The following is a 17,072-nucleotide window of genomic DNA, read 5'->3' on the forward strand; positions in this document are numbered from 1 at the left end:
AATCACACTCACTTGAATGGGTCCACGTTCGGTTCGGCCGCGATCGCGGACCGATCGGGCGTCACCGAACTACCAAGGCTCACATCAGACCTCATCTTGCGGCGGACCGCAGGGGTGAAGTCCTCATCTTCTGCGTATTATATCAGAGTTCCCGGTTACTACATAAGGCCTTCGAACCCGACCCTCGCCGACAGGCACTCACAAACACGTCGCAGTCGTGCGGTCGTCCTGTGAACTGAGTGGCAGTTTCCGAGTGCCCGTCAAACTTAAAACGATCTGCGCGCCCGCACTGAGACCGTCCACATCGTCCCTCCACGATCGACGCGAGTCGCGTCCCGACTACGTCGACTGTGGATCGACGTGGGGGGACGCGACGAGGTCCGAAAACGGCTGGTCGTCGAGCCACTCGAGCAGGGCGACGAGTTGTTCGGTCGCGGCCTCGAACAGTCGCTCGCCGATCTCGGGGGTCGCGTCCGTCTGGTCGCCGAAGACGCCGTTCGGACTGTTCTCGATGGCGTCGTAAAAGATCCGGGCGCCGTGAACGAGTTCGGCCTCGTAGTCGAAAATTGCGCCGCCGTCGCGGGCGTCCTCGAGTCGGTCCTCGCGGACGAGTTCCGCGGCGATGTGCATGATCATCGCCGTCTCCTTGGGGCCGCCGTGGGGACCCGGCGTCTCGAAGACCTCCTCGATGAGCCCGGGGATCGATTCGTCCCACATCCACTCGATAGCGAAGGCGGTCTCGTCCTCGTGCAGTCGGCGGCCGACCTCACGAAGGTGCTGGACGTTTCCGCCGTGGGCGTTGACGTAGACGATGCGATCGATCCCGTGGTACGTGAGGTTTCGCGAGAGACTCTCCACGTAGTCTCGAAAGACCGGCGGGTCGACCCACATGGTACCGTGGAACTGCCGATGGTGGGGGCTCACGCCGACCGGAATCGGCGGGGTACAGAGATAACCCGTCCGATCGGTCGCCGCTCGAGCGAGCGCCTCCGCGATCAGGTAGTCGGTTCCTTCGGGGAGGTGCGGACCGTGCTGTTCGGTCGAGCCCAGCGGGACGACCGCGAGCGACTCGTCGGCGACGTAGTCGGCGAGATCGGGCCAGGACTGGTGGGGAAGGAACATACTGTACTCTCACGCCGAACCGTCAAAACGTTGTGTTACTCCGTCCGATCCTGAGACGCGGGAACGGGTTCGCTTCGCGAGCGCGAGGACGAAACGATAGCAAACCTTAATAGTAAATGGGCTTCGGATTAATATATGGCAGTCGTCAGCGTCTCGATGCCGGACGAGCTTCTCGAGCGACTCGACCAGTTCGCGGACGAGCACGGGTACACCGGTCGGAGCGAGGTCGTCAGGGAAGCCTCCCGCAACCTCTTGGGAGAGTTCGAGGATACCCGCCTCGAGGACCGAGAGCTGATGGGGATCGTCACCGTCCTGTTCGACTACGAGACGACGACCGTCGAGGAACGGATGATGCAGCTCAGACACGAACACGAGGGCCTCGTCGCCTCGAACTTCCACAGCCACGTCGGCGATCATTACTGTATGGAGCTGTTCGTTCTCGAGGGGCAACTCGAGGATATCTCGACGTTCGTCGGCAAGATCCGAGCGACGAAGGACGCGCTGACCGTCGACTACTCGGTGACTCCGGTCGACAGCTTCGATCCGATCTCCCAGAACGGACACGGAAAGTGAGACGGGAATCGTTCGGGCGAGGAACGCGTAGTTTTACTGGGATCCCGTCGTACTGGCAGCTATGTCCTATCGGAAGGTGAACTACGAGGACGTCGATCAGGTCTCGAGCGCGATGCACTTTCTCAGCGATCCGCTCGAAACCGAGCAGGTCGGCGTCACGGTCGCGCGCTGCGATCCGGGATGGAAGAGTCGGCCGCACGACCACGCCGATAACGAACACGAGGAGGTGTACGTCCTCATCGAGGGACGAGCGACGGTCGTCGTCGACGACGATCCCGTGGAGATGGAAACCGGCGACGCGCTGTGGATCCCGCCGGAGTCGACCCGCCAGATCCGAAACGGCGACGACGAGAGCGCGTTCGTTCTCGTCAGCGCGCCCGGAATTGCCGACGAGGACGGCGAGAACGGCGAGTGGTTGCTCTCGGGATTCGCCGGCTAACGGCGAGAGGTTTAGTGGCTCGACGACGTTCTCCGCGGTGGGTGAGCGCCCATTTATTCGATCCACCACGCGATCGTTTCGTTCGTCGTCGCCGGGATCGTCGCCGTCGCGGTCGGGCCGGTCGAACTCGCCGGAGCGGTCGTTCCCGCGACCGCGGTCGTCGGCTACGGAACCGTCCTCGGCGTCGCTATCGATCTCGACCACTTCGTCATCGCTCGGTACAGAACCGGAACGTGGGATTCGTTTCGGTTTTGTCTCTCGCATCCGCTGACCGCGTTCGCGGAGCAGGATCGGATCTTCGAAGGGGGCGACGTGGGCGCGCTCTCGCGCCTGTTGAGCCACCTGTTGCTCGCCGGAATCGCAGTTATCGGTCTGGCGCTCGTGGCCGTTCCGCTCGCCGTCGTAACGGCGGCCGTCCTCTACGCCCACGTCGTTGCCGACGTCGTCTGGGACATCCGGCGGTTGGGACGACGAGCGGACGTTTCGGTCGACGAAACCGTCCCGTCGCGTCGGTGAACCCGGCCTCCACCGGCCGTCGGTTATTTGGGGACACCCACCAAGAACCGTATCGTGAATCTCCTCGATCCCAGCATCGTTCCGGAGCACGCACGCGACATCAAGACCGAAGCTCGCGAGTTCGCCAGCGAGCACATCGAACCCAACGCTCAGGAGTTCTTCCAGTCGGGCGAGTACCCCCACGAGATACTCGAGGCGGGCCAGGAGGCCGGCCTCGTCGCCCAGGATATTCCGGAGGAGTGGGGTGGACGCGGGCTCGACCTCCCGCAGTTGCTCGCGCTCACCGAGGAGTTCTACCGGGCCGACGCGGGGATCGCGCTGACGCTCCAACTCGCCAGCTTCGGCTGCGAGATCACCTACGAGTACGGCTCCGACGAGCAGTGCGAGGAGTACGTTCGTCCGGTCGCGGAGGGGGACCAGATCTCCGGGCTCGCCGTCTCGGAGCCCGAGACCGGGAGCGACCTGGCGGGAATGCGGACGCGGGCCGAAAAGGAGGGTGACGAGTACGTCCTCGACGGCGAGAAGTACTGGATCGGCAACGGCGTCGAGGCCGACTGGATCACGGTGTACGCGCGGACCGGCGACGTTCGAAAGACCGAGGGTCTTTCGAGCCAATCAGAATCGGAAACCGATTCTGATGACGACGAGGACAACAAGTACAGCAACCACTCGATGTTCATCGTGCCGACCGACGCCGAGGGGTACGAGGCCGAACACATCCCCGAGAAGATGGCGATGCGCGCCTCCAAGCAGGCCCACATCACCTTCGACGACTGCCGGATTCCCGAGGAGAACCTGATCGGCCACGAGGGGGCCGGGTTCATGATGCTCGCCGACTTCTTCAACCACGGCCGCGTGATGGTCGCCGGACACGGTCTCGGGATCGCCGCCGCCGCAATCGAGGAGGCCTGGGAGTTCAGCCACGACCGCGAGGAGTTCGGCCGCACGATCAACGAGTTCCAGGCGGTCCAGCACGGGCTCGCGGACATGCTCATCGGATTCGAGAGCGCGCGGGCGCTCACCTGGCGCGCGTGCGAGAAGGTCGCGAACAACGACCGCGCGGGCTACTGGGCGGCGTTAGCCAAGACCGCGGCGACCGAAACGGCCGTCGACGTCTCCGAGCAGGGGATGCAGTTCCACGGCGGGCGATCGATCCTCGACGAGCGACGGATCGCCCGGGTCTACCGGGACGCTCGAGTCCCGGTCATCTACGAGGGCGCGAACGAGGTCCAGCGGAACCTGATCTACGGTCAGGCGCCGTAACTCGGACCGTTCGACGAGCGCGCCGTCGCGGGCGGGAAAGCGCTGTTTCGCCGGTCTACCGTCTCCTCGAGGCTCGCCTCGAGTTCGTCGATCCGATCGCGGAGTTCGCGGTATTCGTCGCTGTCCGCAAGCTCGGCTTGTCCCGTTTCACCGCCAGCAGCGGCCGGAACTCGATTCGACGACCCGGAGGACGACGAAAACGAGGAGCGATCGGACTGAAACGCCGTCTACGGAGTCGACCCCGAGCCCCGCAGACCGGCTCCTCTGCCGGAGCGTTCCGAAGTCGTCTTACTTCCCGTCGAACTCCGGCTCGCCGTCGCCCATGAACGCCGTGATTCCCTCCATCAGGTCGTCGGTCGCCATCAGTTGGCCGAACGCCGACGCCTCGTACTCGAGGCCGGCGTCGGTGTCGTCGCGGCCCGCCAGCATCGCTCGCTTGGCGTACCGGTGGGCGATCGGCGGCCCGCCGGCGAGGTCGGCCGCGAGCTCGAGCGCGCGGTCTTCGAGCTCCTCGCCGTCGACGACCTCGTTGACGAACCCGTACGACTCCAGGGTCTCGGCGTCGAAGCGGTCGGCGGTGAGGATAATTTCCTTCGCTCGACCCTCGCCGACGATCGCGGAGAGCCGCTGGGTGCCGCCCCATCCGGGGATGAGTCCGAGGTCGAGTTCGGGCTGTCCGAACTCCGAGCCGGCGCTGGCGACCCGGAGGTCGGCGCACATCGACAGCTCCATCCCGCCGCCGAGACAGTAGCCGTCGATGCCCGCGACGACGGGCATCTCGCAGGCCTCGAGCGCGCCGAATACCTCCTGGCCCCGCTTCGAGAGCTCGGTCGTCTCGATCGGGTCCGCACCGCCGGCGGCCATGCTCTGGATGTCCGCGCCCGCGGAGAACGCCCGGTCGCCCTCGCCGGTGAGGAGGATCGACCGAACCTCGTCGTCGTCCTCGAGGACCTCGATCGCGTCCTCGAGTTCGTCGAGCAGCTCCTCGCTGATGGTGTTCATGCGGTGGGGGCGGTCGAGGACGACGTGGCCGACCATCTCGCCGGGGTACTCGACGCGAATCGCGTCGAACGCGATCTCGCCGTCCCCGTCCGACGCGCGGTCGTAAAAGCCGCCCTCGCTCGCGCGCTCCTCGAGGTAGTCGGCGGGAGCGTAGCGTTCGTGGCCCGTCTCCTCGTAGGCCTCTTCGAGGGCCTCGAGGGCGTTCTCAAGGCCGAACTCGTCGGCCAGCTTGACGGGGCCGTCGGGGAAGCCCGCGCCGAGTTTCGTCGCCTCGTCGATCGATTCGGGCGGGGCGACGTCGCCGCCGATCAGCTTGGCGGCCTCGTTTGCCATCGTGGCGACGAGCCGTTCCTCGACGAGTTCGGAGACCTCGTCGGTCGGGATGTCGACGCCGTCGCCGTCCTCGTAGTCGTAGAATCCCTTCCCGGTCTTCTTACCCAGCTCCTCGTTTTCGACCTTGCGCTCGAGCAGCGGACACGGTTCGTAGGCCTCGCCGAGGACGTCGTGCATGTACTCGAGGACGTGGTAGCTGACGTCGTTGCCGACCTGATCGCCGAGTTCGAAGCTCCCCATCGGCAGCCCCATCTCGTATTTCGTCGTCGAATCGACCTCGGCGATGGTCGCCTCCCCCTCCTCGACGAGCCAGCAGGCCTCGTTCATCAGGGGGACGAGGATGCGGTTGACGATGAACCCGGGCGAGTCCTTGTGGACGCGCACGGGCGACTTCTCGAAGTCCTCCGCCAGGGCCTCGACGATCTCGAGGGTCTCCTCGTCGCTCTCGGCGCCCGAGATCACTTCGACCAGCGGCATCCGGACGGGAGGATTGAAGAAGTGCATCCCACAGAACCGCCCCGGACGGTCGGTCACCTCGGCGAGTTCGGTGATCGAGAGACTGGAGGTGTTCGTCGCGAAGATCGCCCGATCGGGCGCGACCTCCTCGAGTTCCCCGTAGACGTCCTTCTTGATCTCCATCTTCTCGGGGACGGCCTCGATGACGATATCGGCGTTCCCGCAGGCTTCCTCCATGTCGACCAGCGGGGTCACCCGCTCGAGGGCGGCGTCGGCTTCCTCCCGAGAGAGCTGGTCGTTCTCGGCGAGTTTGTTCAGCGACCACTCGATCTGCTCGTAGCCGTCCTGGACGAACTCCTCGTTGATATCGCGCATGGCGACGTCGTAGCCGGCCATCGCGGCGACCTCCGCGATACCGTGTCCCATGTTGCCCGCTCCAAGAACTGCGACGGTGTTGATATCGTCGATCTCCATGGTATCGTATGCAATGCGGACCCGTTTGAACGTTTCCCTCTTTCGTAAATGAAACTACAGTTCCGTTTACTTCCGGTTACAAACATCTTTACCCAATCATAGATAACTATCGTCCATGGAATTCGGACTCTCCGAAGAGCAACAACAGATCCGCGACGAAGTCGCTCGGTTCGCGGAGAACGAGATCGTTCCCGTCGCCGGCGAGTACGACGAGGAAGAGAAATACCCCCACGACGTCGTCGACCAGGCGGCCGAGATGGGCCTGACCGGGACCTACATCCCCATGGAGTACGGCGGCGCCGGCTACTCCATCCTCGACACCGCGATCATCACCGAGGAGCTGTTCTCGTACGATCCCGGGATCGGGCTCTCGATCGTCTCGACCTCTTTCGGCTGCGAGGCGATCATGAACTTCGGGACCGAGGACCAGAAGGAACGGTTCTTAGAGCCCGTCGCGCTCGGCGAGAAGATCTCGGGCGCGGCGATCTCCGAGCCCGACACCGGCTCCGACGTCTCCTCGGTCTCGACGCGGGCCGAGAAGGACGGCGACGAGTGGGTGGTAAACGGCAACAAGATGTGGATCACCAACGGCACCGTCGGCGACTTCTTCGTCGTCCTCTGTGAGACCGATCCCGAGGCCGAGGGCCGGTACAACGGCTTCAGCCAGATCATCGTGGAGTCCGACCGCGACGGCTTTTCGGCCGAGAAGATCACCGGCAAGCTCGGGATTCGCGCCTCCGACACCGCCGAGCTGGTCTTCGACGACGTTCGGGTTCCCGAGGAGAACCTCGTCGGGACCAGAGACGCCGCCTTCATGCAACAGATGCAGTTCTTCGACGAGACCCGCACCGCCGTCGCCGCCCAGGGCGTCGGCATCGCGAAGGGCGCCACGCGTGCGGCCCTCGAGTACGCCCAGGACCGCGAGCAGTTCGGCAAGTCGATCTCGGAGTTCCAGGCGATCCAGCACAAGCTCGCCGAGATGGCGACCGACACCGAGGCCGCGCGCAACCTGACCTACAAGGCCGCCTGGAAGGTCGACCAGGGCGAGGACATCACCAAGCTCGCCTCGATGGCCAAGGAGTACGCCTCCCGCGTCGCCGTCGACGTCGCCGACGAGGCGGTGCAGATCCACGGCGGCGCCGGCTACGTCGACGACTTCCCCGTCGAGCGGTTCTACCGCGACGCCAAGATCACCCAGATCTACGAGGGAACCAGCGAGATCCAGAAGAACGTCATCGCCCGCGAGATGCTCGGCAAGGGCTTCTAACGCGTCCCGAGACGGAGCCTCGGCTCGCCCGGCACCGCCGTTTCGGCAGTTCGACCCCTCGGTACGCTTTTCTCCCTCTCCCCGCACTGTTCGTGCATGATCGACGATCTCACGGTGTCGGAGTCGACCGTCCGAACCGCCTGCGGAGACGTCGCGCTCCCGGAGATGGGCGTCCTCGAGCAGCGCTGGGAAACCGACCCGATCCCGCCGGAATCGGTCGCCGCCGAGGCGGCCGCGGCGGTCGGGGACCTCGAGCTCGAGGAGGTCCCCGCGGGCGGCGAGGTCGCCGTCGGCGCCGGCAGCCGCGGCATCGCCAACCTTCCCGAAATCGTCGGCGGGGTCGTCGCCGGATTGCAGGAGCGAGGATACGAGCCGTTCGTCTTCCCGGCGATGGGGAGCCACGGCGGGGCGACCGCGGAAGGGCAACGCGAGAAGCTCGCGACGCTGGGAGTCACCGAGGAGGCGATCGGCTGCGAGATCCGGGCGACGATGGACGTCGTCACGGTCGGCGAGACGCCCGAGCGGGGGGTCCCGGTGTACGCGGACGCTCACGCCGTCGAGGCCGACGCCATCGTTCCGGTGAACCGCATCAAACCCCACACCGACTTCAGCGGAGACGTCGAGAGCGGGCTCTCGAAGATGCTCGTCATCGGGATGGGAAAACAACGCGGCGCGAAGATGGCCCACGACTGGGCCGTCGACTGGAGCCTGCGCAACATGCTCCCCGAGATCACCGGTCAGCTCCTCGAGGCGCTCCCGGTCGCCGGCGGCGTCGCGATCGTCGAGGATCAACTCGACGAGACGACCCGCCTCGAGGGCGTGGCGCCGTCGGGCTTTCTCGAGCGCGAAGCGGAGCTGCTCGAGGAGGCCTGGGACCTCATGCCGAAACTCCCCTTCGAGGAACTCGACGTCCTCGTCGTCGATCGGTTGGGCAAGGACGTCAGCGGGCAGGGGATGGACACCAACGTGACGGGACGGCGCCACTTCACGATCGACGAGCCCGAGCCGGAGACCGCCGACGTGAAGCGGATCTTCGCCCGCGGGTTCACCGAGAAGACGAAGGGCAACGCGATGGGAATGGGCCAGGCCGACTTCGCACATCGCGACGTGCTGGCGGGACTGGACTGGTCGAAGTCGCTGATCAACGCGATCACCGCGAGCACGGTTCGGGGCGTGCGGCTCCCGCCGGTGGTCGAAACCGATCGGGCGGGACTGATCGCGAGCCTCGGCACGATCGGCCCCGTCCCGGGCGAGGAGGCCCGCGTTCTCAGGGCGACCGACACGATGCGCCTGAAGCGGTGTTACGCCTCGGCGCCGCTGGTCGAGGCCGCGCGGGACCGCGAGGACCTCCGGGTCGTGAGCGAACCGACGCCCGTCGAGTTCGACGGGAACGGGGACTTCGCTGCCTCCTCGCCGGAGTGAATCGAACGACCCCCTTCCGAACGCGATCCGCGGGGATCGTTCATCCGTCGCTATCGGAGTCCGTGTCGCCGTCGTCGCTGTCGGAGTCCGTGTCGCCGTCGTCGCTGTCGGAGTCCGTGTCGCCGTCGTCGCTGTCGGAGTCCGTGTCGCCGTCGNCGCCGTCGTCGCTGTCGGAGTCCGTGTCGCCGTCGTCGCTGTCGGAGTCCGTGTCGCCGTCGTCGCTGTCGGAGTCCGTGTCGCCGTCGAACGCCGCGGCGCGGCCGTCGTCCCGCCGCTCGTCGACGAGGACCGAAGCGGTCGATCGCCGATCGGTTTCTCCGCCGCGACGGTCGGTTTCCGGCGTCTCGAGCGAGTCCGTTCCCGCCTCGAAAGCCGGCGCCGCGTCGTCCGCGCGGACGTAGAGGACCACGGGCGGAAGCACGTAGGAGGCGATCGCGAGGATCGCGAACGCGCCGTCGACGAAGACGAGTATCCCGAAGATCGCCAGCGCCGCGGCCGCGGCCGCGTGGACGCCGGTCTTCGTGTACGCGAGGTAGAACTGCCACAGGCCGCGAAACCACGTAATCACGTCGAGGTCACGACACCACTTACGCGGACGATCGGGAATCATTTTTCGCTCGGGCCCGTAGGACGGCCATGAGAGAGTTCGTCTTCGCCCTCGAGTACGATCCGGGAACCAATCCGGTCGCGGACGTGCTCGCGACACACCCCGACGCCTCGGTGCGGTCGCTGTCGTGTCACGTCTCCGCCGACAGCCTCTGGCGGGTCGACCTCGCGACCGGTCCCGAGGGGGCGCTCGCCGAGCTCGAGGCGGCCTACGAGACGGCCGACTACTTCGCGGATTGTCTCGTGAAGGACCACTGCGGGGCGGAAGTCGAGACGCAGGTCCTCGATCGGTCGAGCGACGCGCTCGTCGTCTACACCTACTGGGAGCGGACCCAGGTCTGTACGTCGGTTCCCCACGTCGCCCTCGAGCACCTCGGCGAGGGGCTGTTGTTCGAGACCTACCGCGAGGGCCGACGCTACCGCTGGCGGATCGTCCTCGGCGGCGACGCCCCGATCCACGAGTTCTTCGACGCCCTGGGCGAGGAGGTCGGCGAGTGTACGGGGATGGAGATGCTCCGCCTGACCGAGCTCGATCCGGATCGGAGCGGCTTCGACGCCGACCGCGAGGAGTCGCTCCCCGAGGAGCAACGCGAGGCCCTCCGGGCGGCCGTCGAACACGGCTACTACGAGACGCCGCGACGGATCGAACTCGACGACCTCGCCAAGGTGCTCGACGTTCCGCGGTCGACGCTCTCCTACCGCCTCCGGCGCGCCGAGGCCGCCCTCGCGGCGGCGTTCGTGGACGGGGAGGAGTCGATCGAGACGCTGGCGGCCGCCGGCACGAGCGGGGCGCTCTGACCGAGTTGGCGCACGCCAAATAATCCGTATAGCGTTCGACCGAGTACTGACGTGTCATGAGCGACGCCGATCCCGCCGACTCGAGTCGCACCCTCGAGTTGCGAGTCCCCGAGATGGACTGTCCCTCCTGTGCGGGCAAGGTGCGAAACAGCCTCGAGCGTCTCGAGGGGATCGACGGGATCGACCCCCGCGTGACCAGCGGCCGCCTCGTCGTGGCGTACGATCCGACCCGCACGAGCGAGTCCGAGATCCGCGAGCGCGTTCGCGCCGCGGGGTACGCGATCGAATCCGCGGCCGCGGAGCGCTCGCTGTCGGTCCCCGAGATGGACTGTCCCTCCTGTGCGACGAAAGTCGAGAACGCCCTGGCCGACGTCGACGGCGTCGGTCGGATCGAGACGCGGCCCGCGACGGGTCGGGTCGCCGTCGAAACCGCTCCGGGGACCGACGTCGAACCCCTCGTCGAAGCGGTCGAGTCCGCCGGCTACGAGGCGTCGTCGATCGCCGACGGGGACGACGGGGTGGCCGAGCCGACCGCCGTCTGGCGGAGCCGTCGAGCCGTCGGAACGGGCGTCGGCGCCGTCCTCGTCGCGGTCGGGATGGTCCTCCAGTTCGGGTTTCCGGCGCTGGACCCGACGCTCGGAGCGATCGGAGGGCGGAGCTACGCGCTCTCGCAGGCGGCTTTCGTCGCGGCCGCGGCCGTCGCGGGGGCGCCGATCCTGCGCAACGGCTACTACTCCGCGCGCAACCGTAGCCTCGACATCGACTTCCTGATGGGCGTCGGGATCGTCGCCAGCGTGGCGGCCCACCACCCCTTCGAGGGGGCGATGCTGGCCGTACTCTTTAGCGTCGCCGAACTGCTCGAGCGGTTCTCGATGGATCGCGCTCGGGACTCGCTGCGGGAGCTGATGGAGCTCTCGCCCGACACCGCCACGGTGCGTCGCGAGGACGGCACCGAGGAGGAGATCCCCGCCGACGACCTCGAGGTCGGGGACCGCGTCGTGGTCCGTCCGGGCGAGAAGATCCCCGCCGACGGCGTCGTCCTCGAGGGGTCGAGCGCGGTCGACCAGTCGCCGATCACCGGCGAGAGCGTCCCCGAGGACAAGGAACCGGGCGACGAGGTCTTCGCCGGGACGATCCTCGAGTCGGGCTACCTCGAGGTCGACGTCGAGAGCGCGGCCGACGACTCGACGATCGCCCGGATCGTCCGCACAGTCGAGGACGCCGAGCGCGAGCGGACCGACCGCGAGCAGTTCGTCGACCGCTTCGCGAGCGTCTACACGCCGATCGTCGTCGTCCTCGCGGTCGCCGTCGCCGCGCTCCCGCCGCTTCTCACCGGTGCCTCCTGGAACGCGTGGTTCCTTCGGGGGCTCACCCTACTGGTGATCGCGTGTCCCTGCGCGTTCGTCATCTCGACGCCCGTCAGCGTCGTCTCCGGGATCACCAGCGCCGCGAAAAACGGCGTGTTGATCAAGGGCGGGCGCCACCTCGAGGCCGTCGGCGAGAGCGACGTCCTCGCGGTCGACAAGACCGGGACCCTGACGACGGGCGAGCTGTCGGTGACCGACGTCGTTCCCCTCGAGGGCGCCGACGCCGACGAGGTCCTCCGGCGGGCCGGCGCCGTCGAGCGACGGAGCGAGCACCCGGTCGCCCGGGCGATCGTCGACCGCGCCGCGGATCGGGGACTCGACCCCGACGGCGCGACCGTCGCGGCGTTCGAGGCGCTTACCGGGACGGGCGTCCGCGCCGACGTCGACGGCACCGCCCACTACGTCGGCAAACCCGACCTCTTCGAGGGGCTGGCCGACCTCGAGCACACCCACGCGACGACCGACGGGGGGCTCACCCTGGAATCGATGGGCTACGAGACCGACTCGCAGTGCGACCGCGAGGGCTGTCTGGACGTGCTCGGCGAGGTCGTGCCCGACCTCGAGGCCGAGGGCAAGACCGTCGTGGTCGTCGGCACCGAGGACGGCCCGATCGGCGTCGTCGCCGTCGCGGATCGCGTCCGTCCGGAGGCGAAGTGGGCCGTCTCCCGGCTGCAAGAGCGGGGCGTCCGGGTCGTGATGCTCACCGGCGACAACGAGGGCACCGCCCGCGCGATCGCCGACGGGGTCGGAATCGAGGAGTACCACGCCGAGCTGTTGCCCGACGAGAAACTCGAGCTGATCCGCGAGCTGAAAGGCGAGTCCGACGAGCCCCGCGTCGCCATGATCGGCGACGGGATCAACGACGCGCCCGCGCTCGCGACCGCCGACGTCGGCGTCGCGATGGGCGCCGCGGGGACCGACACGGCCCTCGAGACGGCCGACGTCGCGTTGATGAGCGACGACCTCTCCCGGCTGCCGTACCTCTATGCGCTCTCGAGGAAGGCGACCGGCGTCATCCGTCAGAACGTCTGGGCGAGCCTGGCGGTCAAGGCCGTCCTCGCCGCGGGCGCGCCGTTCGGGATCGTGACCGTCATCCACGCGGTCGTCGTCGGCGACATGGGGATGAGCCTCGGCGTGACGGGCAACGCGATGCGGCTGGCGGGCGTCGAACCCGAGACGCCCGACGAGAAAGCCCTCGAGTCGGACTGAGCGGACCGCCGCGCAAGCGAGACGTATATCTGCTCGCGATCCCTTATTCCGTCTCCCACCGGTATGATAGAAGAGGCAGCCCCAGTTCTCCGTCAGGATCCCGTGATGGCCGAGCTCGTCGATCGACACGACCCGTACGTCGAACCCGACTGGACCGAGTACGAGCGACTCTGCATCTCGATCATCAACCAGCAGGTCTCGACCGCGAGCGCGGCCGCCATCCGTGGACGGGTGTTCGACGTGCTCGGCGGGGAGGTGACGCCGGAGACCGTCCTGGCCGCCGACGAGGAGGCGCTCTACGAGGCCGGGCTCTCCCGCAGCAAGATCGAGTACGTCCGAAACGCCGCCCGGGCGTTTCGGGACGGCGACTACACGCGGGCGGGGCTCGCGGAGTACTCGAACGAGGCGGTGATCGATCGGCTCACCGAGATCAGGGGGGTCGGCGACTGGACCGCGCGGATGTACCTCCTGTTCGTCCTCGAGCGCCCCGACGTGCTCCCGCTGGGCGATCTGGCGGTTCGACGCGGAATCGAGAACCTGTACGGAAACGGCGACGAGCTCGCCCGGGCGGAGATGCGCGAGATCGCAGAGGACTGGCGTCCCTACCGCAGCGTCGCGACGCGGTACATCTGGGCGGAGTACGAGTCCGAGTAGCAGACGCCGGCAACGGGCTGAAGCGTCGGCCGGGCGCCAACGTCTGTATGACAGACGAGACGATCTCCGGCGGGAGCGAGCGACGCCGGATGACGACCGATCCCGATCGGATCCGCGAGTGGGCGGAGTCGCGCGACGCCGTCCCGGTATCGACCCACGGAGGCGAGGGACACGGCTACTCGTTCGCCCGGCGGGGGGAACTCGACGCGGACGAGGACGCGTCGGACGCCTGGGCCGAGTTCGACGAGCACCTCCGGGACGGCGAACTGGTCTTTCTCTACCGCGGCGGGTCGACCGGTGACCCCGGGGAACTCGAGGAGTTCGAGCTCCTCGAGCGCGAGGCGGCCCTCGAGCGGGCCTCGGAGGAGCGGTCCGAACTCGAGGATGCCCTCCGGCGGGGCGAGACGGTAACGACCGAGGTCGTCGAGAGCGACGTCGAGGGCGAGAGCCGGGTCGTCGAACGCGACACGGTCGAAAGCGAGGTCGTCGACAGGGAGGTCGTCGACCGGGAGCTGATCGAGTCCGAGCTCCTCGAGCGGACGGTCGTCGACACCGAGTTCGTCGGCGACGGCGCCGTCGCGGTGACGACGGCGGAATCCCGCGTCGAGACGATCGAGGAGGTCGAACGCTACGCCGTCGAGAGCGAGGTCGTCGGCGTCGACGTCGCCCGCGAGGAGCCACGGGTCGAGCCGGACGCGGATGCCGATCCGGAGAGTGTCCCACGGTCCGTCCTCGAGGACGTGGCGCGGTCGGACGCCGCCGCCGAGTCGGTCGATCGGGAGCTCCGGAACGAGGCCGTCGACGGAGCGGGCGACCTCGTCCGAAGCGAGCTGTTCGAGCGTCGGACCGTCGAGGAGCGGGTCGAGGAGCGCGTCCGCAGGCGGTTCGCGCTCGAGGACACCGAGGTGCTCGACTCGGACGTCCTCGACAGCGACGTACTGGACGGCGAGCTCGTCGACCCCGAGGAGTACGGAACGGCCGAGCCGAGCGCAGAGGGCGCCGAGACGACGGCGACCGCCGAACCGGTCCCCGGAACCGAGCCGATCGTCCGCGAACTCGAGGACGACGACGCGGGGAAAGCCGTCGTCGACGACGCCGGCGAACGGATCGGGATCGTCACCGCCGTCGAGGGCGACACCGCCTACGTCGACCCGGAGCCCGGGCTGACGGATCGCATCAAGGCGCGGCTGGGCTGGCTCGAGCGCGACGACGACGATCGCTCCGTCCGGCGGTCGCAGGTCGGCGAGATCACCGACGACGAGCTGGTGCTCCGGCGGGAGCTCGAGGACGGGTAGTCGGCGAAAAATATCGGCGACTCGAGGCCGAAGCGTTACTCGAGGTCGAAGCGGTCGAGCTGCATGACCTTGCTCCAGGCGTCGACGAAGTCCCGAACGAACTTCTCCTCGCTATCCTCGGACGCGTAGATGTCCGCGACGGCGCGAAGGCGGGAGTTCGACCCGAAGACGAGGTCCGCGCGGGTCGCCGCCCACTCGACCTCGCCCGTCTCGCGGTCGCGCAGGCCGAACACCTCGTCGGTGTCCGACTCCGCGGTCGCCTCCCAGCCCATGATGTCCTGGGAGCCGTCGGACGCTTCCCACTCGTAGTCCATGTCGAGCAGGTTTACGAAGAAGTCGTTGGTCAGCGTCTCCGGACGGTCGGTGAGGACGCCGAGGTCGGTGTCCTGGTAGGTGGCGCCCAGCGCGCGCAGGCCGCCGACGAGCACCGCCGTCTCGGGCGCCGTCAGGTTCAGGAGATCAGCCCTGTCGACCAGCAGCTCCTCCTGGGACCGGTCGGCTTCGTCGCTGTAGTAGTTGCGGAACCCGTCCGCGACGGGTTTGAGTGACTCGAAGGAGTCGACGTCGGTCTGTTCCTGGGAGGCGTCGGTCCGGCCCGGCTCGAACGGGACCTCGACGTCGTAGCCGGCGTCGGCCGCCGCCCGCTCGACGGCCGCGTTGCCGCCCAGCACGATCAGGTCCGCAAGCGAGACCCGCACGTCGTCGGATCGCGAGCCGTTGAACTCCTCCTGGATCTCCTCGAGGGTCGACAGCACCGTCTCGAGCTGGTCGGGCTCGTTGACCTCCCAGCTGCGCTGGGGCTCGAGGCGGATGCGGGCGCCGTTGGCGCCGCCGCGCTTGTCGCCGTAGCGGTACGTCGAGGCCGACGCCCAGGCGGTCTTGACCAGCTGGGAGACCGACAGGTCCGTCTCGAGGATCTCCGCTTTGAGGTCGGCAGCTTCGTCCTCGCCGATCAGCTCGTAGTCGGCGTCGGGGATCGGGTCCTGCCAGATCAGCTCCTCCTCCGGAACTTCCGGACCGACGTATCGCTCTTTCGGACCCATGTCGCGGTGGATCAGCTTGAACCAGGCCCGCGCGAACGCCTTCCGGAACTCGTTGGGGTTGTCCTGGAAGCGCTCGAGGATCTCCCGGTAGTCGGGGTCGCGCTTGAGCGCGACGTCCGTCGTCAGCATCATCACGTCCTCCTTCTCCGCCGGCTCCTCGGCGCCCGGGGCGGCCTCGTCGAGCTCGCCGTTCTGGGTGGTCCACTGCCAGGCGCCGCCGGGACCTCGCTCGGGCCACCAGTTGTACTCGAGGAGGTTCTCGATGTAGCCCATGTCCCACTGGGTCGGCGTGGTGTTCCAGGGACCCTCGATGCCGCTGGTGATCGTGTCGGCGCCCTTCCCGGAGCCGTGGCTGCTCTCCCAGCCCAGTCCCTGCTGGTCGATGGAAGCCGCCTCGGGCTCGGGACCGACGTGCTCGTCGGGGTTCTCGGCGCCGTGGACCTTCCCGAAGGTGTGTCCGCCGGCGATGAGCGCGGCCGTCTCCTCGTCGCTCATCGCCATCTGGCCGAACGACTCCCGGATCCGTTCCGCGGATTTCTCCGGGTCCGGCTCGCTGTCGGGACCCTCGGGGTTCACGTAGATGAGCCCCATCACGGTGGCGGCGAGGTTACCCTCGAGTTCGTCGTCCTCGTCGAAGCGCTCGGAGGCTTCCCACTCGTCCTCGGGGCCCCAGTCGACGGCCTCGTCGGGTCGGTACTCGTCTTCGCGCCCGGCGCCGAAGCCGTACGTCTCGAACCCCATCGACTCGAGGGCGACGTTTCCGGCCAGGACGATCAGGTCGCCCCACGAGAGCTTGCGGCCGTACTTCTGCTTGACCGGCCAGAGCAGGCGGCGAGCCTTGTCGAGGTTCGCGTTGTCGGGCCAGCTGTTCAGCGGCGCGAAGCGCTGTCGACCGCCCGAGGCACCGCCGCGACCGTCGCTGATGCGGTACGTGCCGGCGCTGTGCCAGGCCATCCGGATGAACAGCGGGCCGTAGTGGCCGTAGTCGGCCGGCCACCACTCCTGGGAGTCGGTCATGACGTCCTCGATGTCCGACTTCAGCTCCTCGTAGTCGAGTTCCTCGAACGCCTCGGCGTAGTCGAAGTCCTCGTCCGTCGGCCCGACCTCACAGGCGTTCTGGTCGAGGATCTCCACGTTCAACCGGTTCGGCCACCAGTCTTGGTTGGACCTCGTCATCGTAGTTCGATTGTGGCTTTCGCGTATTAAGATTGTCTAATCCGATAAGGAACTATT

At 67.5% G+C, this 17,072-nt stretch carries 14 protein-coding genes and 1 pseudogene; 10 read left to right on the forward strand and 5 right to left on the reverse strand.

Translation table 11 applies throughout. From position 1 onward, the window contains the following. Positions 1-339: 339 nt before the first annotated feature. Positions 340-1,122, reverse strand: a complete 783-nt coding sequence (locus C492_RS18020) for a creatininase family protein (RefSeq protein ID WP_008426248.1) — start codon at positions 1,120-1,122, stop codon at positions 340-342. A gap of 135 nt (positions 1,123-1,257) precedes the next feature. Here C492_RS18020 and C492_RS18025 point away from each other — a divergent pair, with 135 nt between their 5' ends. The 4 genes from C492_RS18025 (at position 1,258) to C492_RS18040 (ending at position 3,913) form a co-directional block, all read left to right on the forward strand. After that, complete coding sequence (locus C492_RS18025) at positions 1,258-1,695, forward strand: CopG family ribbon-helix-helix protein (protein WP_008426249.1); 438 nt, start codon at positions 1,258-1,260, stop codon at positions 1,693-1,695. Between the two features lie 61 nt (positions 1,696-1,756). Next, positions 1,757-2,134, forward strand: coding sequence for a cupin domain-containing protein (locus C492_RS18030; protein ID WP_008426250.1), 378 nt, complete (start codon positions 1,757-1,759; stop codon positions 2,132-2,134). 312 nt (positions 2,135-2,446) lie between these two features. Continuing rightward, positions 2,447-2,650, forward strand: coding sequence for a hypothetical protein (locus tag C492_RS25435; protein WP_008426251.1), 204 nt, complete (start codon positions 2,447-2,449; stop codon positions 2,648-2,650). A gap of 54 nt (positions 2,651-2,704) precedes the next feature. Beyond that, a complete protein-coding gene (locus C492_RS18040; RefSeq protein ID WP_008426252.1) occupies positions 2,705-3,913 on the forward strand; it encodes an acyl-CoA dehydrogenase family protein in 1,209 nt (402 codons plus the stop codon). On the opposite strand, the pseudogene C492_RS23185 reads toward C492_RS18040, so the two are convergent. Both C492_RS23185 and C492_RS18045 read right to left on the reverse strand, forming a co-directional pair. Continuing rightward, a pseudogene (locus C492_RS23185) lies at positions 3,901-4,047 on the reverse strand (HalX domain-containing protein); the annotation flags it as partial. The gene C492_RS18040 and the pseudogene C492_RS23185 overlap by 13 nt on opposite strands. 154 nt (positions 4,048-4,201) lie before the next feature. Continuing rightward, positions 4,202-6,178, reverse strand: coding sequence for a 3-hydroxyacyl-CoA dehydrogenase/enoyl-CoA hydratase family protein (locus C492_RS18045; protein WP_008426253.1), 1,977 nt, complete (start codon positions 6,176-6,178; stop codon positions 4,202-4,204). 115 nt (positions 6,179-6,293) lie between these two features. Here C492_RS18045 and C492_RS18050 point away from each other — a divergent pair, with 115 nt between their 5' ends. After that, a complete protein-coding gene (locus tag C492_RS18050) occupies positions 6,294-7,445 on the forward strand; it encodes an acyl-CoA dehydrogenase family protein (RefSeq protein ID WP_008426254.1) in 1,152 nt (383 codons plus the stop codon). Between the two features lie 96 nt (positions 7,446-7,541). Next, positions 7,542-8,867 (forward strand): lactate racemase domain-containing protein, encoded by a 1,326-nt coding sequence (locus C492_RS18055; RefSeq protein ID WP_008426255.1) that lies wholly within the window; start codon positions 7,542-7,544, stop codon positions 8,865-8,867. 40 nt (positions 8,868-8,907) lie between these two features. Here C492_RS18055 and C492_RS23910 read toward each other — a convergent pair whose 3' ends face one another. Then, positions 8,908-9,477, reverse strand: a complete 570-nt coding sequence (locus tag C492_RS23910) for a hypothetical protein (RefSeq protein ID WP_008426256.1) — start codon at positions 9,475-9,477, stop codon at positions 8,908-8,910. Between the two features lie 26 nt (positions 9,478-9,503). Between C492_RS23910 and C492_RS18065 the strand changes: the two genes are divergently transcribed. From C492_RS18065 to C492_RS18080, 4 genes are all read left to right on the forward strand, one after another. Then, positions 9,504-10,271, forward strand: a complete 768-nt coding sequence (locus C492_RS18065) for a helix-turn-helix domain-containing protein (protein WP_008426257.1) — start codon at positions 9,504-9,506, stop codon at positions 10,269-10,271. 56 nt (positions 10,272-10,327) lie between these two features. Beyond that, positions 10,328-12,847 carry a heavy metal translocating P-type ATPase gene (locus tag C492_RS18070; protein ID WP_008426258.1) on the forward strand — a complete coding sequence of 840 codons (2,520 nt, stop codon included), beginning with the start codon at positions 10,328-10,330 and terminating at the stop codon, positions 12,845-12,847. Between the two features lie 63 nt (positions 12,848-12,910). Beyond that, positions 12,911-13,501, forward strand: coding sequence for a DNA-3-methyladenine glycosylase family protein (locus C492_RS18075; RefSeq protein WP_049893177.1), 591 nt, complete (start codon positions 12,911-12,913; stop codon positions 13,499-13,501). A 47-nt stretch (positions 13,502-13,548) separates the two neighbouring features. Further along, positions 13,549-14,796, forward strand: a complete 1,248-nt coding sequence (locus C492_RS18080; RefSeq protein WP_008426260.1) for a hypothetical protein — start codon at positions 13,549-13,551, stop codon at positions 14,794-14,796. A gap of 35 nt (positions 14,797-14,831) precedes the next feature. Here the strand turns inward: C492_RS18080 and katG are convergent, their stop codons facing one another. Beyond that, positions 14,832-17,015 carry a catalase/peroxidase HPI gene (gene katG, locus C492_RS18085; protein ID WP_008426261.1) on the reverse strand — a complete coding sequence of 728 codons (2,184 nt, stop codon included), beginning with the start codon at positions 17,013-17,015 and terminating at the stop codon, positions 14,832-14,834. Positions 17,016-17,072 lie beyond the last annotated feature (57 nt).

Origin of the sequence: Natronococcus jeotgali DSM 18795 (genome assembly GCF_000337695.1) — an archaeon.
Classification (GTDB): Archaea; Halobacteriota; Halobacteria; order Halobacteriales; family Natrialbaceae; genus Natronococcus; species Natronococcus jeotgali.